A 19617-nucleotide genomic window follows, 5' to 3' on the forward strand; every position below is an offset into this window, starting at 1 on the left:
GCCGCACGGAGACAGCGATGAGCCCCGCCGCAGAGCCGGAATACCAAATCGTCGCCACGCTGCGCTGCCCGGACGGCCTGTCGGTGCTGCTGGCCAGCCGCGACGGCGCGGCGCTGGCGCTGGTGGAGTCCGCGTCCGAGCTGCCGGACACGCCGCCGCGGCCGGCCTTCCGCCACCCCCTGCTGCAAGCCTGGCAAGGCCAGGCCCGCCTGGACGGCAAACACTATGCCGTCTACCGGCAGGATACGCTGCAGCCCTTGCGTCTGAAGGCGCTGCCCGCGCTGCCACTGGCCGAGCGGATAGGCCTGGCCTGCGACATTCTCGAAGCGCTGGTTCATCTGCACGCCAGCGGCAAATGCCTGGGCCGGCTCTATCCCGAAACCGTGTTGGCCGACATCCACCAACGCGTCGCGCTGCTGGGAGAACACGCCTGCCAGGCGCTGAGCCCGGAGCGGCTGCGCCAAGAACTGTCGCAGGCCGAACAACTGCTGCGCTGGCTGATCAGCGCCGGCGCAAGCAACCGCGACGGCGAACCGGAATTGGAACAATGGCTGGACGCGCTGCGCGATCCGGCGGCCGACGCCGGCGCCTGCCGCCGCGCGCTGGCCGGCCTGCAAGACTGGCTGGCCCGGCATCAGCGCTTCAACCGCCAGGAAGGCGGCCGCGCCGCGCTGGACCACCTGCTGCAACGCATGCGCCACGCGCCGGACTTCCCGGCGCTGTCCCAGGCCATAGCCGCCATCAACAAGAGCAACAACGCCGACAGCGAACGGCTGCAAGCGCTGTCCAGCGCCATTCTCAAGGATGTGTCGCTGACCAATAAGCTGCTGAAGGTGGTGAATTCCGCCAATTTCAGCCAATACGGCGGCGCGGTCAGCACCATCTCGCGCGCCATCGTGATCCTCGGCTTCGACACCATACGCAATCTGGCGCTCAGCCTGCTGCTGTTCGAGCACCTGCACAACCGCGCCCACGCCGACGAGATCCGCGACGTGGCGATCAAGACCCTGCTCACCGGCCTGCTGGCGCGCTCGCTGGCGCCGGCCTGCGGCGTGCGCGAGGCGGAAGAAGCCTTGATCTGCGGCATGCTGCAAAACCTGGGCGAACTATTGTGCGTCAACTATTTCCGCGACGAATACCGGCAGATCCAGGCGCTGATCGCCGCCGGCGCCGGCGTCGACCAGGCCGCGCACCAGACGCTGGGCACTTACTACGCCGACCTCGGCGCCGCCACCGCCGCGCTGTGGCGCTTCCCGGAACGGATTCTGACCGGCATGGAGCCGATGCCGGCCGGCGCGGTGCGCCAGCCGCAAACCGGCGAGATGCGGATGAAGGCACTAAGCTCGCTGTGCCGCGAACTGGTCTGCCAGCTGACCCAGAGCGGCATCGACCAGGCCGACGCCAGCCGCAAGCTGCTGCAACGCTACAGCCGGGCGCTGGCGCTGGAGTGGGCGCCGTTGGAGCGGGAACTGGCACAGGCGCAAACCCTGCTCGCCGCCTACCTGACGGAACTGGGGCCAGAAGCCGGCCAAGGACCGCGCTCACAGGCCTTGCGCCTGGCCAGGCTGAACAAGAGCGCGCCACCGCCCAGCCCCGCCGCGCCGCCACCGCCAGCGCCGGACCCCACCCGGCTGCAAGCCACCGCGGGCTCCGCCGGCCGGATCGCCGTGCTGTCCGCCGGCGTGCAGGACATCACCAACACCCTATTGGGCGATTACAAGCTCAACGACTTGCTGCGCATCATTCTGGAAACCATGTACCGCGGCCTGGGCTTCGACCACGCGCTGATCTGCGCGCGCAGCGGGGCCGATCTGCCGCTGCAGGCGCGCTTCGGTTTCGGCGAAAAAGTGGAGTTGCTGCTGCCGGCGCTACGCGCCGACATCGACAGCGGCGACAGTCTGTTCCGCAAGGCGCTGGAACGCAACGCCGACATGCTGATAGACGATATCGACGCGCCGGCCATCGCCCAGCACATCCCGGCCTGGTATCGCCAGATGAGCGTCGCCCATACCTTTGTGCTGCTGCCGCTGTCCTTGGACAAGCGCAAACTGGGCATACTCTACGGCGACCGCCGCCTGGCGGGCTCGCTGGCGATCGCGCCAGAACAGCTCAGCTTGCTGAAGACCTTGCGCAATCAGGCCTTGCTGGCCATACGCCAGCAGCCCGCGAGATCGTGAGCCGGCGCTAAACGACCTCGCCGGCGAAGCCGTCCAGCGCCGCCAACAGGCGATCGACATCGGCGAACTCGGTCTCTGGACATAGCAGCAACATATTGTGGAAGGGGGTGATCAGGAAGCCGCGGTTAAGCAGATACAGGTGGATGATGCGCTCCAACTCCTCATCCTGCATCGCGCCGGCCTCGCCGCCGTTGCGCGGCGGGCGCGGGGAAAACTGGAACTCGCAGCGCGCGCCGACGCGGCTCACGCACCACGGCAGCCGCCAGCGCCCTATCCAGTCCAGCAAGCCGTCCGCCAGATGCTGGGCCAGCGCGAACATCCGCTGATACGCGGCATCGCTCATCACCTCGGCCAGGTTGGCGCGCATCGCCGCCGACGCCAGCATATTGCCGCTCAAGGTGGTGCCGATGCCGGAATGCCCGGGCGCGGCCGCACGCTTGGCGCGCTGCGCCCGCTCCGCCAGTTCGGCGCTGAAGCCGTACACCGCGCACGGCAGGCCGCCGCCCAGCGGCTTGCCCAGCACCAGCGCGTCCGGCTTCAAGCCGTAAGCCGCGCCATAGCCGCCTGGGCCGCTGCTGATGGTGTGGGTTTCATCCAGCAGCAGATAGCTGCCGTAGCGACGGATCAAATCCTGCGCCGCGCGCCAGAAACCGGGCTCAGGCATCACCATGCCGATATTGGTCATCACCGGCTCGGCCAGCACGCAAGCCACCTGCTCGTCGCGCAAGGCGAGTTCCAGCGCCTCCAGATCGTTGAACTCCACCACCCGGGTATGCGCGGCCAGATCATGCACCTGGCCCAGCAGGCTGGCGCGGCGCCGCGGCTGGCCATCGATCAGATCGACAAACACATCGTCCACCGTGCCGTGGTAACAGCCGTTGAACACGACGATCTGGCCGCGGCCGCTGGCGGCGCGCAGCCAGCGCAGCGCGAAGCGATTGGCGTCGCTGGCGCTGATGGCGAACTGCCAGTGCGACAGGCCGAAGCGCCGCGCCAGTTCCTCGGCCACCCACACCGCGTCCGGCGACGGCAGCATGGCGGTCAGGCCGCGCGTCGCCTGCTCGGCTATCGCGCGCGCCACCGGCGCCGGCGAATGGCCGAACATCGCGCCGGTGTCGCCCAGGCAAAAGTCCAGGTATTCATGGCCGTCCACGTCGCGCAGCCGCGCGCCCCGGGCTTCTTCCACGTAGAGATTGAACGGGGTGGACCAGTCCGCCATCCAGTGCAGCGGCGCGCCAAACAGCAAATGCTCGCCGCCAGCGGCGGACAGCTGCCGCGAACGCGGTCGCCGCTCGGAAAACAAGGCCAGTTCCTGTTGGTGCAAGGCTTGTGCCTTGCCGAAATCGATGCCGTGACGCAAAGCCATGAAGCGCTCCTTAGGAAAGGAAGACTGCGCGTCAGTATATCCAGATGTCGTCGCTAGCGGCAGCGTCGCCGATGCGCCCCGGCACAAGGGATGGCTCGAATGCGACGAAGCCCGGCCAAGGACCGGGCTTCGTCGCTGCCGCGATGGCGGCCTTACAAGGGCAGATGAGCTGCCAGCGCGTTGATTTTTTGCAGCGCGCGGCGGAAGCGGCTGTGCGCGCGCGACACCGTGGATTCGCTGATATCCATCTGCTGCGCGGCGAAATAGCCGGTCATGCCCTCCACTTCCATCAGCCATACCGCTTCGCGCGAACGTTTTTTCAGGCCGATCAGATCGGCCACCTGGTTGAAATCGTCAAGCTTCATAGCGCTGTTCTCCTCAGGCCTTCGCCTTGGCATCACGACTGTCTATGCAGTGGGCGGCTTTTCGATAACGACTCTCCGCGTCCTTAACCGGCGCGGCCTTTTCAGTATAGAGGCTTGCAAAAAAAATGCAGGCAAGGACGGGCGAAAACGTCGCCGCTCCACCCGCCGATTGCGGCTTTTTCGCACACTCGCGCCTCAACGCCCGTTCACGGCCTCATCATCCTGGGCAAGCCCGGGTATTGAGGTTGAGAAAGCGGAATAGACAAAGAGACATCGGCGTTTCGACGCGGGTTTCAATACCCTTGTCCAAACAGGTCCGCCGAAACGCGCAAGCCTTGAACCGGATCCACGAGCCAATAGCCGTCGCCGGCGCTCAGCGCCGCCCCATCCAGCGCAACACGCCGCCGGCGGCGGCGCGCCCAGTGGAGAAGCAGGCAGTCAGCAGATAGCCGCCGGTGGGCGCCTCCCAATCCAGCATCTCGCCGGCGCAGAACACCCCGGGCATCGCCTGCAGCATCAGATTGTCGTCCAGCGAGCCGAAGGTCACGCCGCCGGCGGTGCTGATCGCCTCGTCCAGCGGCCGCGGCGCCAGCAGCCGCAACGGCAAGGCCTTGATGCCCTCGGCCAACTTGACCGGATCATTGAACGCGTCCTTGTCCAGGCATTCGCGCAGCAGGCCCATGCGCACACCCTTCAGGCCCAGCCGGCTTTGCAAATGGCTGGACAGCGAGCGCGAGCCGCGCGGCCGCGCCACTTCGCCCAGAATGCGCTGCGCGCTCCAGTCCGGCATCAGGTCCAAATGACACAGCGCCGCGCCGCTGCGCGCGATTTCATCGCGGATGGCGCCGGAGCAGGCATAGATCAGATTGCCCTCCACCCCGCCCGAGGTGATGACGAATTCGCCACGACGGCTGAACGGATGGCCGGCGGCCGGGTGGAACTGCAAGGTCACCGACTTCAGCGGCGCGCCGGCGAACTTGTCGGCGAAGTGCTCGCTCCAGCCGGCGTCGAAACCGCAGTTGGACGGCTGCAGCCGGGTCACTTCCACGCCGCGGTCGCGCAGCATCGCCGCCCAGCTGCCGTCCGAACCCAGCTTGCGCCAGCTGCCGCCACCCATGGCCAGCACCACCGCGTCGGCTTCGGCGACACGCTCGCCGTCCGGCGCCGACAAGCGCAGCCGGCCGCGCTCGTCCCAGCCCAGGAAGCGGTGACGCACATGGAAGCTCACCCCGGCCTCGCGCAGCCGCGCCAGCCAGCAGCGCAGCAGCGGCGCCGCCTTCATCTCCTTGGGGAACACCTTGCCGGAACTGCCGATGAAGGTTTCTATGCCCAGGCCATGCACCCAGGCGCGCACATGCTCGCCGTTGAACACATCCAGCATCGGCCGCAGCTCCGCGCTGCGCGCGCCGTAGCGCTGCACGAAGCTGGCATGCGGTTCGGAATGAGTGATGTTCATGCCGCCGACGCCGGCCAGCAGGAACTTGCGGCCCACCGAGGGCATCGCGTCGTAGACATCCACCCGCAGGCCCGCCGCCGCCAGTTGCTCGGCGGCCGCCAGGCCGGCCGGTCCGCCGCCGATGATGGCCACGCGGCGTCCGCTGTTGTCACTCATATACTGCGCTCCTTGAAATTCACGGTGATGAAGACGCCGGCTTGCGGCGAGGGCGCGATTCTCACAGAAAACCGCCGCAAACCCAAGCCTAATCGTTTTAACTATAAGTTTGATTTAAACCAACATTCCTACGTCATCAAATCACTACCATCGCGCTGCGGCTCATTCCAATAAAACCTATAGCGGCAAACGCGCGATTCTACAAACACACCAAGGAGAACGGACCCACCGTCCGCACACGCATGCGCAAATTTTCCGATTGGCCGATCTGGCTGAAACTGACCATGGCGGTATGGTGCTGCCTGGTATTGGCCTGGAGCGGGCTGATCGCCTGGGAAACCAGCGTCAGCCGCGATATCGCGGTGGAACAGGCGCAAGACCTGGCCCACAGCATGAACGAAATGACCATGGCCGGACTCACCGGCATGATGATCACCGGCACCGTCGGCCAACGCGACGTATTTCTGGACCAGATCAAGGAATTGTCCGCGGTGCGCGATCTGCGCGTGATCCGCGGCCCGGCGGTCAGCAAGCAGTTTGGCCCCGGCAACGCCGGCGACAAGAATCTAAGCGGCGACGCGGTGGAGCAACAGGCGTTGCGGGACGGCAAACCCCATATCCAGATCGAATCCACGCCGGCGCTGGGCGAGCACCTGCGCGTGGTCTACCCGGCGCTGGCCGCGCGCAACTACCTGGGCAAGAACTGCATGAGCTGCCATCAGGTGGCGGACAAGACGCCGCTGGGCGTGGTCAGCATGCGCATCTCGCTGGAAAAGCCCTATGCCTCGGTCAGCCGCTTCCGCGACCAGAGCATCCTGTTCGCCATCCTGGCCTCGCTGCCCTTGATGGCGGTGGTGTTCCTGCTGGCGCGCCGCTTCGTCACCCGGCCGCTGCAGGCGATGTCCGCCGGCCTGGCCGAGCTGGCCCAGGGCGAAGGCGATCTGACGCGGCGGCTGCCAGTGCGCAGCCGCGACGAAATCGGCGACACCGCCTTGCGCTTCAACCAGATGCTGGCCACCATCGCCGAGCTGGTGCGCAACGTCGGCGCCTCCGCCAGCGCGGTGTCGCAATCCTCGCGCCAGCTGGCCGGCGGCGCCGCGCAGTTGGCGGAAAGCTCGCACAAGCAGAACCGTCAATCCCAGTCCGCCGCCAGCGCGGTGGAGCAATTGGCCAGCCATATCGGCGAGATCGCCGGCAAGGCCGAGGATGTCAGCGCCGAGGCCGATCAGAGCCTGCAGCGCTCCGAGGCCGGCCGCGCCAGCCTCAGCCAGCTGCAGCACGAAGTCAGCCAGGTGGAACAGGCGGTGCGGCTGATGGCGCAGGCGGAGACCGAGCTGGCCCACTCCACCTCCAGCATCACCAATATGACCAAGGAAGTGCGCGAAATCGCCGAACAGACCAATCTGCTGGCGCTGAACGCCGCCATCGAGGCGGCGCGCGCCGGCGAGCAGGGCCGCGGCTTCGCCGTGGTGGCCGACGAGGTGCGCAAGCTGGCCGAGAAATCGGCCCGCTCCGCCAGCGAAATCGATACCGTGACCGGCGCGCTCAACCAGAAAACCGACGCGGTGCGCGCCGCGGTCAATGCCGGCCTGTCCTCGCTGGCCGCCAGCCGCCAATCCGCCGACAGCGTGGCCAGCGTGCTGGGCGCCGCCAATCAATCGGTGGCCGAAGTGCGCCAGGGCCTGCGCCAGATCGTCGCCGTCACCGAGCAGCAGCGCGCCGCCAGCCAGGCGGTCACCGGCAATATCGACGCCATCGCCGAGATGGCGCAGACCAATGACCAGGAAATCGGCCAGACCGTGCATGCCGCCGAGCAATTGGAAGGCCTGGCGCAGCGGCTGACGGAATCGGTATCGCGTTTCACGGTGTGAATCCCGCCGCCGGCGGACATCCGATTTGGCCGTTGGCCGCCGGCCTGTTACACTCGCAGCCCGATACCGTAATACGCCAAGTCATTGTGAAAAAAGCCGCTTTCTCCACCCTGCCCCTGCCCGCCGCCCTCTTGTCCAATCTGGACAGCCTGGGCTACCACAGCATGACCGCCATCCAGGCGGCCAGCCTGCCGGCCATCCTGGACGGCCAGGACCTGATCGCCCAGGCCAAGACCGGCAGCGGCAAGACAGCGGCTTTCGGACTCGGCATCCTGGCGCGGCTGAATCCGCGCTGGTTCGGCGTGCAGGCGCTGGTGCTCTGCCCCACCCGCGAACTGGCCGACCAAGTGGCGCAGGAAATCCGCCGCCTGGCGCGCAGCATAGACAATGTCAAAGTGGTCACCCTGACCGGCGGCAGCCCGATGGGCCCGCAGATCGGCTCGCTGGAACACGGCGCCCACATCGTGGTGGGCACGCCCGGCCGGCTGCAGGACCATCTGTTCCGCGGCTCGCTGAACCTGTCCGGCGTCGGCACCCTGGTGCTGGACGAGGCCGACCGCATGGTGGACATGGGCTTCATCGAGGAAATCGTCGGCATCGTGCGCGCCTGCCCGCGCCAGCGCCAGACGCTGATGTTCTCCGCCACCTATCCGGAAAACATCCGCAAGATCAGCGCCCAGTTCATGCGCCGTCCGCAGGAAATCCAGGTGGAGTCGCTGCACGGCGGCGAACGCATCGAACAATGGTTCTACAAGATCAAGCCGGAACAGCGGCTGGAAACCGTCACCACCATACTGCAACACCTGCGCCCCACCTCGGCGCTGGCCTTCTGCAATACCAAGGAGCGTTGCAAGGAACTGGTGCGCGACCTGCAGGCGCGCGGCTTCAGCGCGCTGGCGCTGTACGGCGACCTGGAACAGCGCGAGCGCGACCAGATCCTGCTGCGCTTCGCCAACAAGAGCGCCACCGTGCTGGTGGCCACCGATGTCGCCGCGCGCGGCCTGGACATCAAGGAGCTGGACCTGGTGATCAACGTCGACGTCACCCATGATCCTGAAATCCACATCCACCGCATCGGCCGCACCGGCCGCGGCGAGGCGATGGGCCTGGCGCTGACCCTGACCGCCGACAACGACGACAAGCGGCTGGCGCTGATCGAGGACTATCAGCAGGCGCCGCTGACCTGGGCCAAGCTGGAGCAACTGACCCCGGCCCCCGGCGGCCCGCTGCTGCCACCGATGGTCACGCTGGAAATCGCCGGCGGCAAGCGCGAAAAACTGCGCCCCGGCGACATCCTCGGCGCGCTGACCGGCGACGCCGGCTTTACCGGCGCCCAGATCGGCAAGATCAACATCTTCGAATTCGCCAGCTTCGTGGCGCTGGACCGCGCCATCGCCGAGCAGGCGCTGCAGCGTCTGTCCGCCGGCAAGATCAAGGGCAAGCAGTTCAAGATGCGCCTGATTTGAACGCCAACGCGCCCCTGGAACCGACAAGCACTGCCGGGCCGGGGGCGTTTTTGCTAGAATACGTCTCATTAGCCGCAGACACGCACATCTCCAGAATCCCATGAGCATCCAACTGAAAACCGCCCAAGACATCGAAAAGATGCGGATCGCCGGCCGCCTGGCGTCGGAAGTCCTCGACTACATCACCCCCTTCATCAAGCCTGGCGTCACCACCGAGGCCATCGACAAGCTGTGCCATGACTACATCGTCAATGAGCAGGGCGCGATCCCGGCGCCGCTGAACTACGCGCCGGACGGCCATAATCCGTACCCGAAGTCGGTGTGCACCTCGGTCAACCACGTGATCTGCCATGGCATCCCCAATGACAAGCCCTTGAAGAGCGGCGACATCATGAATCTGGATGTCACCGTGATCAAGGACGGCTACCACGGCGATACCAGCCGCATGTACCACGTCGGCAATATCAGCGAACACGCCCGCCGCCTGTCCCGCGTCACTTACGAATGCATGTGGCGCGGCATCGACAAGGTCAAGCCGGGCGCCACGCTGGGCGATATCGGCTACGCCATCCAGCAGCACGCGGAGAACTCCGGTTACAGCGTGGTGCAGGAATTCTGCGGCCACGGCATCGGCACCAAATTCCACGAAGAGCCGCAAGTGCTGCACTACGGCCGCCCCGGCACCGGGCTGGAACTGCAGGCCGGCATGATCTTCACCATCGAGCCGATGATCAACCAGGGCAAGCGCCACCTGCGCATGCTGGGCGACGGCTGGACCGTGGTCACCAAGGACCGCAGCCTGTCCGCGCAGTGGGAGCACACCGTGCTGGTCACCGACAGCGGCTACGAAATCCTGACCCAGTCCGCCGGCACCCCGCCCAAGCCCGGCAAGTAAACCAGCAACACCCTGATCAGCCCGGCGCCGCCGGGCTTTTTCACGCCCATGCCCGCGCCATCGTGCGCGGCGCGACTTTATCCAAAACCCGGCTTGCCCTGCACCATCCGCTTTCTTAAACTGAAGAAGTGAAACCACATCCAGCGGGAGCCGGCCATGGCACTGACCATCAATAGCAATCTCAGCGCGCTGCAAGGACAGAACCAGCTTAGCCAGACCCAAAAGACCAAGGAAAAGCTGCTGGCCCAACTCTCCGCCGGCAAGACCACCGACAACGCCGCCAACAACCCGGCCAACGCCGCCATTTCCGAAGCGCTGCTGGCCCAGATCAACGGCAGCAATCAGGCGATCAACAACGCCAACGACGGCGTTTCTCTGGCCCAGACCGCCGATGGCGCGCTCAACCAGATCCAGGACAATACCCAACAGATCCAGGAACTGGCGATCCAGGCCGGCAACGGCGCGCTCAGCGCCAGCAACCGCCAGGCACTGCAACAGCAAGTGGACCAGTTGACCCAGGCCAATTCCGCCATCGTGCAAAGCACCGAATTCAACGGCACGCCGCTGTTGAATAGCAACAATCCCACCACCTTCCAGGTGGGCCCCAATGGCAGCGCCGACAACCAGGTCAATGTGCCCGGCATCAATCTCGCCGCGGCGCCGGCCAGCGGCGGGCTGAACAGCTACAACGCCAATCTGAACGCCACCGGCACCATAGACATCAGCACCCAGGCCGGCGCGCTGGCGGCGCAGCAGAGCACCGCGGCCGATCTCAACACCCTGGCCAGCACCCGCAGCACGCTGGGCGCGGTCAGCAACCGCTTCGAGGCCAGCATCAACGATCTGCAAACCGCCTCCCTTAACGCCTCCGCCGCCAATAGCCGCATCAGCGACACTGATTTCGCCTCCGCCTCCGCGCAATTGGCCGCCAACCAGATTCTGGGCCAGGCCGGCCTGGCCACCCAGGCGCAGGCCAATATCAGCGCGCGTTCGGCGCTGTCGCTGCTGGGCTGAGACCGGCCAGGCCCAAAGCCCAGTTTCCGCGCGCTTTAGCCGGCCAAGCCTTGTTACACGCGGTTACAAGCGATATCATTGGCACACACGCTTTTCGCGCACTAAATCATCGGGCACCCTGCGGTGCCCTTTGTCTATCTGAAGGAGTTGCATATGTCGACAAGCCCGGCCATCACGGTGTCCTCTCTGGACTATGAGCGCCTTGCCGCGCTGCTGGAGGATTGCGAGAGTGGCCACCCCACGGCGGCCGCGCTGGAGGCGGAACTGGAGCGGGCCGATGTGGTGGAACCCAGCGCCATGCCCGCCGGCATCATCACCATGAACAGCTGCGCGCGGGTTAAGCTGGACGATGCCCAGGAGAAAACCCTGACCCTGGTCTACCCGCGCGAAGCGGATAGCGAGCAAGGCAAGATCTCAGTGCTGGCGCCCATAGGCGCGGCGCTGCTGGGCCTGTCCGTGGGCCAGAGCATCGATTGGCCGACACCGGCCGGCAGCATCCGGCTGTCGGTGCTGGAAGTCACCTACCAGCCAGAAGCGGCGGGCGAACTGCACCGCTGATAAAAAAACCGGCCATCACATGGATGACCGGTTTTTTTGTGTAGCGCCTGCGGCAAAACCTTACCAGCAGCGCTGAATCGTCTGCGCCAGCTGCACCAGCCGGCCATGAAAGAAATGGCCGGCACCGGGAAAAACCACCACCGGCAAGCCTTGCGGCCGAGCCCAATCCATCACCGCGGATAGCGGAATCACCTCATCCTCCTCGCCGTGAATCACCAAGGCATCGGCCGGTACCTCAGGCGTGGGAGTCTCGTACTTGCCCACCGCCACGCCCATCAGCAGCAGTTTGTCCGACGCTATGCGCGCGCGGGTGCGCGCCGCGACGAAGCCGCCGAAGGAGAAGCCGGCCAGCGCCAGCGGCAGCTCGCCCTGCTCGCCGCGCGCGTGCTCCACCACCGCGATCACGTCGTCCACCTCGCCATTGCCGTAATCGTGCTGGCCTTCGCTGTCGCCGACGCCGCGCAGATTCGGGCAGTAGCAGACATAGCCCAGCTGCGACAGCGCCTTGGCCGCGGTCTGCACCACCTTATTGGTATTGGTGCCGCCCTGCAGCGGATTGGGGTGGCAGATCACCGCGATGCCGCGCGCCTCGCCCTGCGCCGCCACCACGATGGTTTCCAGGCCGCCGGCCGGGCCGGCCACCACTTGCTTGTTCATCGCCTTCAACATCAGATCTTCAACCTTTCCACCACGCGCCCGCCCACCATGTGTTCGGCGACGATCTCGTCGATGTCTTCCTTGTCGACGAAGGTGTACCAGGTTTCCTCCGGGTACACCACCATCACCGGGCCGTCGTCGCAGCGCCCAAGACAGCCGGCCTTATTGACGCGGATCTTGCCCTCGCCGGCCAGGCCCAGCGCCTTGACCTTGTCCTTCATATAGCCCAGCAATTCGCTGGAGCCATGATTGTTGCAGCAATCCTCGCAGCCGGCGCGCTGATTGCAGCAGATGAATACATGCTTGTCGAAAAAGCTCATGGAATGCCTCGTATGCTCACAGAACCATCTTAGAACCTGTTTACGATCTGCTGCGCGTCGGCGATACGGCGTTGAAAACAGCTTCGAAATGCTCATGTACCACACGTACATTCCGCTTTCTCAGCTGTTTTCGCCTTGTCTCGCTCTAGCTCGCGAGATCGTAAACAGGTTCTTAGGAGTCGCTATCCGCCCAGCCGCTGACGCCCAGCGTGGCGGCATTGTCGAACTTGGCGTACTTGCCGACGAAGGCCAGCCGCACCGCGCCGGTGGGACCGTTACGGTGCTTGCCGATGATGGCCTCGGCCAGACCCTTCACTTCCTGATTCTCCGGGTTGTAATACTCTTCCCGGTACATGAAGACGATCAAGTCGGCATCCTGCTCGATGGCGCCGGATTCCCGCAAGTCCGACATCATCGGCCGCTTATTGGGACGCTGCTCCACCGCCCGCGACAGCTGGGACAGCGCGATCACCGGCACTTGCAGCTCCTTGGCCAGGCCTTTCAGGCCGCGCGAAATTTCGCCCAGCTCGGCGGTGCGGTTGTCGCCGCGGCCGGAACCCGACATCAGCTGCAAGTAATCGATGACGATCAGGCCCAGCTTGCCGCCGTGCTGGCGCGCCAGCCGGCGCGCGCGCGCGCGCACTTCCAGCGCGGTCAGCGCGGCGGTCTCGTCGATATACATCGGCGCCTCGGACAGCTTGCCTATCGCATAGGTCAGCTTCTGCCAGTCGTCGTCGCCCAGCTTGCCGGTGCGCAGCGTATGCTGATCCAGCCGCCCCACCGAACCCAGCATACGCATCACCAGCTGCGCGCCGCCCATTTCCATGGAGAACACCGCCACCGGCAGATGCTGCTCCACCGCCACGTGCTCGGCGATATTCATCGAAAACGCGGTCTTACCCATGGACGGACGGCCGGCGACGATGATCAGGTCGCCCGCCTGCAGGCCGGAAGTCTTGGCGTCCAGATCGACGAAGCCGGTGGGCACGCCGGTCACTTCGTCCGGGTTCTCGCGGCTGTAGAGCATGTCGATGCGCTCCACCACTTCCTTCAGCAAGCCCGGCATTTCCAGGAAGCCCTGCTTGGACTTGGCGGTGGATTCGGCGATCTGGAACACCTTGCCCTCGGCCTCGTCCAGCAATTGCGAGGCGTCGCGCCCCATCGGCGCGTAAGCGGCCTCGACGATCTCGGTGCCCACCAGCGCCAACTGGCGCATGATGGAGCGTTCGCGCACGATTTCGGCGTAGCGGCGGATATTGGCGGCCGACGGCGTGTTCTGCGCCAGCGTCGCCAGATAGGACAAGCCGCCGACATTGCCCAGTTCGCCATTCTTGTCCAGGCTTTCCGATACCGTCACCACGTCGGCCGGGCGCGCCAGCTCCACCAGCCTGGCCACGTGCTTGTAGATCAGCCGGTGGTCATGGCGGTAGAAATCAGCCTCGGACACCACATCGGCGATCTTGTCCCAGGCGCTGTTGTCCAGCAGCAGGCCGCCCAGTACCGACTGTTCGGCCTCAATCGAATGAGGCGGCGTGCGGATCGCCGCCATCTCGCTGTCAAAATTCTCGTACGATTCAGTCATGTAGACTCAAAGTGATAGCGCGGCCAAGCCGCGCGAATGAAGCAAACCGGGTTGAAGCGATCTTGGATTTTAACCCGAAACCGTCACCCGCTGAGCATGCTTGGCCGCGGGAGGAATCAGCAATTCATCCCGGCCACATAGCCGGACGACCACGCCCACTGGAAATTGTAGCCGCCCAGCCAGCCGGTGACGTCCACCACTTCGCCGATGAAGAACAGACCGGGCACCTCGTTGGCCATCATGGTCTTGGACGATAGCGACTTGGTCGACACGCCGCCCAGCGTCACCTCGGCCTTTTTATAGCCCTGGGTGCCATTGGGCTTGACGCGCCAGCCATGCAGGCGCTCGGCCAGTTGTTGACGCTGCTTGGGCGACAAATCCTTCAGCCGCAGATTGAAGCCCTCGCGCGTCAGCCAGGCCTCGGCGAAGCGCTTGGGCCAGCCGAACTCCGCCAGCGCGTTGGCGATTAATTGCTCGCTGCCGGCCTTTTGCTCCAGCCAGACCGCGGCGTCCGCGTCCGGCAGTAAGTCCAGCTCCAGTTCCATGCCCGGCTGCCAATAGGAAGACACTTGCAGAATCGCCGGCCCGGACACACCCTTGTGCGTGAACAACACGTTCTCGCGAAAGCGGCCCTTGCCGGCGCGCGCCTCCACCTCCAGCGACACCCCGGCCAGCGGCGCGAACGCCTCCGCGTCCTCCACATGGAAAGTCAGCGGCACCAGCGCCGGCGTCAACGCCGTCAACTCCAGGCCGAACTGCTCGGCCAACCGGTAGCCGAACGGCGTCGCGCCGATCTGTGGAATCGACAAGCCGCCAGAGGCCACCACCAGCGACGCCGCGCGAAACGCGCCTGCGCTGGTCTCCAGCGTGAAGCCGTCCGCCGTCCGGCTCACTTGCTGGATGGATACCTCCATGCGCCGCTCCACCGCGCCCAGCCGGCACTCCTCGTCCAACATCGCGATGATGCGCTCGCTGCCCTCGTCGCAGAACAGCTGGCCCAGTTTTTTCTCGTGGTAGCCGATACCGTGGCGCTCGACCATGGCGATGAAATCCTGCGGCGTGTACTGCGCCAGCGCCGAGCGGCAGAAATGGGGATTGGCCGACAGATAGCAGTCAAAACGCGCGTGCAGATTGGTGAAATTACAGCGGCCGCCGCCGGAAATGCGGATTTTCTCCGCCAGCTTGCGCGCATGGTCCAGCAACAGGACGCGGCGGCCGCGCTGACCTGCGGTAGCCGCGCACATCAGGCCGGCCGCGCCGGCGCCGATGACAATAACATCGTACTGCAATGGAGTTCATCCTTACTTTACTTTTTTAGTCAACTATTGGCGAGCAGCGGTTTAATCCAGTAAACTTGCGGCTAAAGCATCCGCTTATGCGGCGTACTTTCTCAACAAGGAGAGCATAATGGAACACAAACTGCCGGAACTGCCGTACGCGCTGGACGCGCTCGCCCCGCACATTTCCAAGGAAACCCTGGAATTCCACTACGGCAAGCACCATCAGACCTACATCACCAATCTGAACAACCTGATCAAGGGCACCGAGTTCGAAAACGCCTCCCTGGAAGAGATCGTGAAGAAATCCTCCGGCGGCATCTTCAACAACGCGGCCCAAGTCTGGAACCACACCTTCTACTGGCTGGGCTTCGCCCCCAACGCCGGCGAAGAGCGCAAGCCCAGCGGCGCGCTGGCCGACGCCATCAACGCCAAATGGGGTTCCTACGACGAATTCAAGAAAGCCTTCACCCAAACCGCCATCGGCACCTTCGGTTCCGGCTGGGCCTGGCTGGTGAAGAACAACGATGGCTCGCTGGACCTGGTATCCACCAGCAACGCCGCCACCCCGCTGACCACCGACAAGAAGCCGCTGCTGACCTGTGATGTATGGGAGCACGCGTATTATATCGATTACCGCAACAGCCGCCCGAACTATCTGGACAGCTTCTGGAAACTGGTGAACTGGGACTTCGTCGCCAAGAACTTCGCCTGATTTCCCGCTGCGCCGCAGCATCACGCCAAAAGGGACCTCGCGGTCCCTTTTTTGTTGCCCCCACATCGTAAAACAGCGTCTCAGGCTTGCGTGCCTTGCATTCGCTGCCGCAGCGCCGCCACCGCGCGCAGCGCGAAAGCGTAGATGGACAGCTGCGGGTTAGCGCCGACGCTAGTGGGAAACACCGAACCGTCCACCACGGTCAGGTTGCCCAGCTGCCAATGCCGCCCCCTCTCATCCACCACCCCGCCATCGGCGTCACCCGACATCGCCAAGCCTCCCATCACATGAGCGCTGACCACCTTGGCCAGCAGGGGCTTGAGCGCCAGTCCCCTTATCATGCTGCGGGCCTCGCCCCAGCTGCGCGCCAGGCCGGCCTGCTCATGCACCGTCAGCACCTGCTTGGCGCCGGCCGCGAACTGGATCTCGGCCATGCTCAGCCAGGCGCGGCGCGCGCCCTCCCAAAACACCTCGTTCAGGGGATAATCCAGCACCGGCGAACCATCGTCGCGCAAGCGCACCTCGCCGCCGCGGCTGTCAGGGTGGAAGCCGTCGCGCAGCAAGGCCAGCGTCGCGTGCAGATAGGGCAGCCGGCGCATCAGCGCCGCCTGACCGGCCCCGAGCCCGGGGAAAGTGATGCCGGCCAGCAGCGGGTGAATGGGCGGCACTTCCAGCTTATAGCCCAGCGGCCCATCCAGCGCGTGCGCATGCATGAAGTGGTCGCTGTACACCGTCTGCGGCGCGCCGTTGAACGGCTCCACCGCTTCCGGCATCAGCGCCGCCGACAACAGCACCGGGTGCAGGAAAGTCCGCGTTCCGGTATGGCCGCCCGGATCGATCAGGCCGCTGCGCAGCAGGATGGCCGGCGAACCGATGGCGCCGGCGGCCAATATCACCTGCCCCGCCGTCACCTTGAAACGGCGCCCGGTTTCGCCAACTCCATCCGCCGCCAGGAAATGCCCTTCCACGCCTTCCACCCGGTTCCGCGCCGCATTGGCGCGCAGCCGGTCCACCCGCGCGCGGCTGATCAGCCTGGCGCCATGCTCCAGCGCGGCTGGAATGGTGGTCACCAGCATCGACTGCTTGGCATTGGTGGGACAGCCCATGCCGCAATAACCCAGATTCCAGCAGCCGCGCACATTGCGGCGGATGCGCGCGTGAGCAATGCCCAAGGCCTCGCAGCCGCGCGCCAACACCGCATTATTAGGATTCGGGTCCGGCTGCCAATCGGCGATGCCCAGCCGCGCCTCGGCCTGCACGAACCACGGCCGCATCGCCTGCTCGCTCAAGCCGCCTAGGCGATGACGCTCGCGCCACCAGTTCAAGGTGTCCGGCGGCGTGCGAAAGGAACTGGTCCAATTGACCACGGTGCTCCCGCCCACTGCCCGGCCCTGCAGGATGGAAATCCCCTTGTCCGCCGTTTTGCGACAGGCGGACTCCTGATACAGCTCCGGGTAGGCCTTGGCTTCCAACAGACGAAAATCGCGCGAGCTGTACAGCCCCCCCTCCTCCAACAGCAGCACGTCCAGCCCGGCCGCGGCCAATTGCTCGGCGGCCATGCCGCCGCCCGCGCCGCTGCCTATGATCACCACATCGGCGCTCAGCTCCAGATCCGGCTGCATCGCGCCGTCCAAAGCCTTCCAGCCGGCGGCGACGCCGGTCGCCACTGGATCCGGTATCGTCGCGCGGCTCATGGCAGCATCTCCATCACCGCCGCCGGCTGACGGTAGCCCAGTGCCGGCCAACTGGCCGGATTGCCGTACCAGGCGGCATTCAGCAATTGATGCAAAGCCTGGTAGCCGCTGCGCAACAAGGGGAAGCTACTGCCGCGCCAGCGCCGCAGAAAGGCTGAGATATCGTCCGCCGACGCCTGCCGCCACGGCGTGGACACCCCGGCGATCCAGCGCCGCCCCCAGGGATTGCCCAGCAGATCCAGCAATTGACGCAGTTCGGCCCGCGTCGCTGGCGGCAAGCCGGCCACCGCGCGGTCAACGCCGCGCACCACATCCTCGGGCGGCGCGACGCCCGCCCCCAGAACGGCCGGGGCGATCGCCGCCAGCAGCTGGGCGTCCCGCGGCGTCAAGGCCCGCAGTTTCAAGGGCTTGACCCAGTCCTCGGCCGGACCCTCCGGCTGCGGCGAGGCCAGCAGCGTGGCCAGCGCCAGCGCCGCGGCGCCGCCCAGGCCGGTTTGCAGCAGTTGGCGGCGCGTCAGCATTTCAGCGCCCCAGCATCCATTTCAGCAGCCGCTCGACGCCGGCGCCATAAGGCGCGCGCGTCAACGTGGTGCCGGCCCAGCGGCTTTGCCGGAACACCGGCTTGAGCTTGGAGAAGGCCAGGAAGCCTTCCTTGGCATGGCAATGCCCCATGCCGGAAGGACCGACGCCGCCGAAGGGCAGATCGTCCTGCACCACTTGCAAAGCGATGTCGTTGATCGCCACCCCGCCCGAAATCGTCTCGCGCAAGGTCTTCTCGATGCGCAGCGCGTCGTTGTCGAACAAATACAAGGCCAGCGGCCGCGGCCGCGCATTGACATAGGCCAGCGCCTCGTCGAATTTGTCATAGCTCAACACCGGCAGGATAGGCCCGAAAATCTCCTCCCTCAGCAGCAGCGCGTCATCCGGGCAAGCCTGCACCAGGGTCAATGGGAATTTGCGCTTGGGACGCCAGTCTTCCGCCGCCGGATTGATCTGCTCCACTTCGGCGCCGGCCGCGCGCGCCTCCTCCAGCCATTGCAGCAGACGCTGGCAATGGCGTTCATTGATGATGGAGCTGTAATCGGGATTGTCCGCCAGCGTCGGATAGGCGCGCCGCGCCGCGCCGCGCAACTCGTTCAACAAGGCTTCTTTATCCTTGTCATTGACCAGCACATAGTCCGGCGCCACGCAGGTCTGACCGGCGTTCAGCATCTTGCCGGCGACGATGGCCTCCGCCGCCTGGCGCAGATCGGCGCCCCTGGCGACGATGACCGGGGATTTACCGCCCAGTTCCAGCGTCACCGGCGTCAGGTTTTCCGCCGCCGCGCGCATCACATGACGGCCCACTGCGGTGGAGCCGGTGAAGAATAGATGGTCGAAGGGTAGCCGGGTGAAGTCCTGCGCCAGATCGGCATCGCCGTTGGCCACCGCGATCACCTCCGGGCCCAGATAGCGCTCGGCCAGGCGCTGCAGCAGCGCCCCGGTTTCCGGCGTGAATTCCGACATCTTCACCATCACCCGGTTACCGGCCGCCAAGGCCGACACCAAGGGCCCCAGCGCCAGGAACAGCGGATAGTTCCACGGCACCAGCACGCCGATGACACCCAAGGGCTGCGGCATCACGCTATTGCCCGCCGGCTGGAACCACATTGACACGCCGCGCCGTTCCGGTCGCATCCAGCGCCGTAGGCGGCGCCGCGCATAGCGTATCGCCTGCAAGGACGGAAACAGCTCGGCCAGCCGGGTTTCCACCCCGCTGCGGTGGCCGAAGTCGCGGCTGATCGCGTCGACAAACTCCTGGCGATGCTGCTGCAACATGCTTTCCAGGCGCTTGAGCCACTCCAGCCGCTGCTGCAGCGGCGGAAATGGCGACTCGCGGCTGATGCGGTGCAGGCGGGCGAATTCCGCGTGCAGAAGATCATGCTGGCCAGTGGGCATGGTGACGGCATTCATTGTATTATCCTCGGATTGCTGTAGCCGAACGATTGTTTAGAGTTCAGACTCTAAAGCAAGATTATCATCGCCCACCCTCGCTGTCACCTGCTAGC

At 65.4% G+C, this 19617-nt stretch carries 17 protein-coding genes; 7 read left to right on the plus strand and 10 right to left on the minus strand.

All coding sequences use genetic code 11. The features are described from left to right. The first annotated feature begins 17 nt into the window (after positions 1–17). On the plus strand, positions 18–2177 hold the full coding sequence (locus VI26_RS15395) for an HDOD domain-containing protein (RefSeq protein WP_053074450.1): 2160 nt from the start codon (positions 18–20) through the stop codon (positions 2175–2177). A gap of 7 nt (positions 2178–2184) precedes the next feature. On the opposite strand, the gene VI26_RS15400 is transcribed toward VI26_RS15395, so the two are convergent. From VI26_RS15400 to VI26_RS15410, 3 genes are all read right to left on the minus strand, one after another. Beyond that, entirely contained in the window at positions 2185–3543 is a 1359-nt protein-coding gene (locus VI26_RS15400; RefSeq protein WP_048410636.1) for an aspartate aminotransferase family protein, read from the minus strand. Positions 3544–3695: 152 nt separating this feature from the next. Next, positions 3696–3908, minus strand: coding sequence for a sigma factor-like helix-turn-helix DNA-binding protein (locus VI26_RS15405; RefSeq protein WP_048410637.1), 213 nt, complete (start codon positions 3906–3908; stop codon positions 3696–3698). A 373-nt stretch (positions 3909–4281) separates the two neighbouring features. Beyond that, complete coding sequence (locus VI26_RS15410) at positions 4282–5520, minus strand: TIGR03862 family flavoprotein (RefSeq protein ID WP_048410638.1); 1239 nt, start codon at positions 5518–5520, stop codon at positions 4282–4284. Positions 5521–5762: 242 nt separating this feature from the next. Between VI26_RS15410 and VI26_RS15415 the strand changes: the two genes are divergently transcribed. From VI26_RS15415 to rnk, 5 genes are all read left to right on the plus strand, one after another. Beyond that, the gene (locus VI26_RS15415) at positions 5763–7391 is read left to right on the plus strand and encodes a methyl-accepting chemotaxis protein (RefSeq protein ID WP_048410639.1); all 1629 of its coding nucleotides are present in this window, start codon (positions 5763–5765) and stop codon (positions 7389–7391) included. Between the two features lie 86 nt (positions 7392–7477). Beyond that, a complete protein-coding gene (gene dbpA / locus VI26_RS15420; protein ID WP_048410679.1) occupies positions 7478–8857 on the plus strand; it encodes an ATP-dependent RNA helicase DbpA in 1380 nt (459 codons plus the stop codon). A gap of 100 nt (positions 8858–8957) precedes the next feature. Next, a complete protein-coding gene (gene map / locus VI26_RS15425) occupies positions 8958–9752 on the plus strand; it encodes a type I methionyl aminopeptidase (RefSeq protein WP_048410640.1) in 795 nt (264 codons plus the stop codon). A gap of 156 nt (positions 9753–9908) precedes the next feature. Then, positions 9909–10766 (plus strand): flagellin, encoded by an 858-nt coding sequence (locus tag VI26_RS15430; RefSeq protein WP_048410641.1) that lies wholly within the window; start codon positions 9909–9911, stop codon positions 10764–10766. Between the two features lie 153 nt (positions 10767–10919). Next, complete coding sequence (gene rnk, locus VI26_RS15435; protein ID WP_048410642.1) at positions 10920–11324, plus strand: nucleoside diphosphate kinase regulator; 405 nt, start codon at positions 10920–10922, stop codon at positions 11322–11324. 60 nt (positions 11325–11384) lie between these two features. On the opposite strand, the gene VI26_RS15440 is transcribed toward rnk, so the two are convergent. From VI26_RS15440 to VI26_RS15455, 4 genes are all read right to left on the minus strand, one after another. Continuing rightward, complete coding sequence (locus VI26_RS15440; protein ID WP_048410643.1) at positions 11385–11993, minus strand: alpha/beta hydrolase; 609 nt, start codon at positions 11991–11993, stop codon at positions 11385–11387. Next, entirely contained in the window at positions 11993–12301 is a 309-nt protein-coding gene (locus tag VI26_RS15445) for a ferredoxin (RefSeq protein WP_043590538.1), read from the minus strand. Before VI26_RS15445 ends, VI26_RS15440 begins: the two co-directional genes overlap by 1 nt. Before the next feature lie 172 nt (positions 12302–12473). Next, positions 12474–13883, minus strand: a complete 1410-nt coding sequence (dnaB, locus tag VI26_RS15450) for a replicative DNA helicase (RefSeq protein WP_048410644.1) — start codon at positions 13881–13883, stop codon at positions 12474–12476. A 116-nt stretch (positions 13884–13999) separates the two neighbouring features. Then, positions 14000–15172: an NAD(P)/FAD-dependent oxidoreductase gene (locus VI26_RS15455; protein ID WP_082151100.1), complete on the minus strand. Its 1173-nt coding sequence runs from the start codon at positions 15170–15172 to the stop codon at positions 14000–14002. A 118-nt stretch (positions 15173–15290) separates the two neighbouring features. Between VI26_RS15455 and VI26_RS15460 the strand changes: the two genes are divergently transcribed. Beyond that, positions 15291–15875, plus strand: coding sequence for a superoxide dismutase (locus VI26_RS15460; RefSeq protein WP_048410645.1), 585 nt, complete (start codon positions 15291–15293; stop codon positions 15873–15875). Positions 15876–15955: 80 nt separating this feature from the next. Here the strand turns inward: VI26_RS15460 and VI26_RS15465 are convergent, their stop codons facing one another. Genes VI26_RS15465 through VI26_RS15475 form a run of 3 tightly spaced genes read right to left on the minus strand, consistent with a single transcriptional unit; the run spans position 15956 to position 19522 of the window. Then, positions 15956–17569 carry a GMC family oxidoreductase gene (locus VI26_RS15465; RefSeq protein ID WP_048410646.1) on the minus strand — a complete coding sequence of 538 codons (1614 nt, stop codon included), beginning with the start codon at positions 17567–17569 and terminating at the stop codon, positions 15956–15958. After that, positions 17566–18090, minus strand: a complete 525-nt coding sequence (locus tag VI26_RS15470) for a hypothetical protein (protein ID WP_048410647.1) — start codon at positions 18088–18090, stop codon at positions 17566–17568. The genes VI26_RS15465 and VI26_RS15470 overlap by 4 nt, the downstream gene beginning before the upstream one ends. A gap of 1 nt (position 18091) precedes the next feature. Further along, complete coding sequence (locus VI26_RS15475; protein ID WP_053074451.1) at positions 18092–19522, minus strand: coniferyl aldehyde dehydrogenase; 1431 nt, start codon at positions 19520–19522, stop codon at positions 18092–18094. Between the last annotated feature and the right edge of the window lie 95 nt (positions 19523–19617).

The sequence above is a fragment of the Chromobacterium sp. LK1 genome (genome assembly GCF_001043555.1).
GTDB lineage: Bacteria > Pseudomonadota > Gammaproteobacteria > Burkholderiales > Chromobacteriaceae > Chromobacterium > Chromobacterium aquaticum.

Bases quoted from the DNA above. Each gene is read 5' to 3' on its own strand.
- VI26_RS15395 (WP_053074450.1), top strand. From the start codon at position 18: ATGAGCCCCGCCGCAGAGCCGGAATACCAAATCGTCGCCACGCTGCGC.
- VI26_RS15400 (WP_048410636.1), bottom strand. From the start codon at position 3,543: ATGGCTTTGCGTCACGGCATCGATTTCGGCAAGGCACAAGCCTTGCAC.
- VI26_RS15405 (WP_048410637.1), bottom strand. From the start codon at position 3,908: ATGAAGCTTGACGATTTCAACCAGGTGGCCGATCTGATCGGCCTGAAA.
- VI26_RS15410 (WP_048410638.1), bottom strand. From the start codon at position 5,520: ATGAGTGACAACAGCGGACGCCGCGTGGCCATCATCGGCGGCGGACCG.
- VI26_RS15415 (WP_048410639.1), top strand. From the start codon at position 5,763: ATGCGCAAATTTTCCGATTGGCCGATCTGGCTGAAACTGACCATGGCG.
- map (WP_048410640.1), top strand. From the start codon at position 8,958: ATGAGCATCCAACTGAAAACCGCCCAAGACATCGAAAAGATGCGGATC.
- VI26_RS15430 (WP_048410641.1), top strand. From the start codon at position 9,909: ATGGCACTGACCATCAATAGCAATCTCAGCGCGCTGCAAGGACAGAAC.
- rnk (WP_048410642.1), top strand. From the start codon at position 10,920: ATGTCGACAAGCCCGGCCATCACGGTGTCCTCTCTGGACTATGAGCGC.
- VI26_RS15440 (WP_048410643.1), bottom strand. From the start codon at position 11,993: ATGTTGAAGGCGATGAACAAGCAAGTGGTGGCCGGCCCGGCCGGCGGC.
- VI26_RS15445 (WP_043590538.1), bottom strand. From the start codon at position 12,301: ATGAGCTTTTTCGACAAGCATGTATTCATCTGCTGCAATCAGCGCGCC.
- dnaB (WP_048410644.1), bottom strand. From the start codon at position 13,883: ATGACTGAATCGTACGAGAATTTTGACAGCGAGATGGCGGCGATCCGC.
- VI26_RS15460 (WP_048410645.1), top strand. From the start codon at position 15,291: ATGGAACACAAACTGCCGGAACTGCCGTACGCGCTGGACGCGCTCGCC.
- VI26_RS15465 (WP_048410646.1), bottom strand. From the start codon at position 17,569: ATGAGCCGCGCGACGATACCGGATCCAGTGGCGACCGGCGTCGCCGCC.
- VI26_RS15470 (WP_048410647.1), bottom strand. From the start codon at position 18,090: ATGCTGACGCGCCGCCAACTGCTGCAAACCGGCCTGGGCGGCGCCGCG.
- VI26_RS15475 (WP_053074451.1), bottom strand. From the start codon at position 19,522: ATGAATGCCGTCACCATGCCCACTGGCCAGCATGATCTTCTGCACGCG.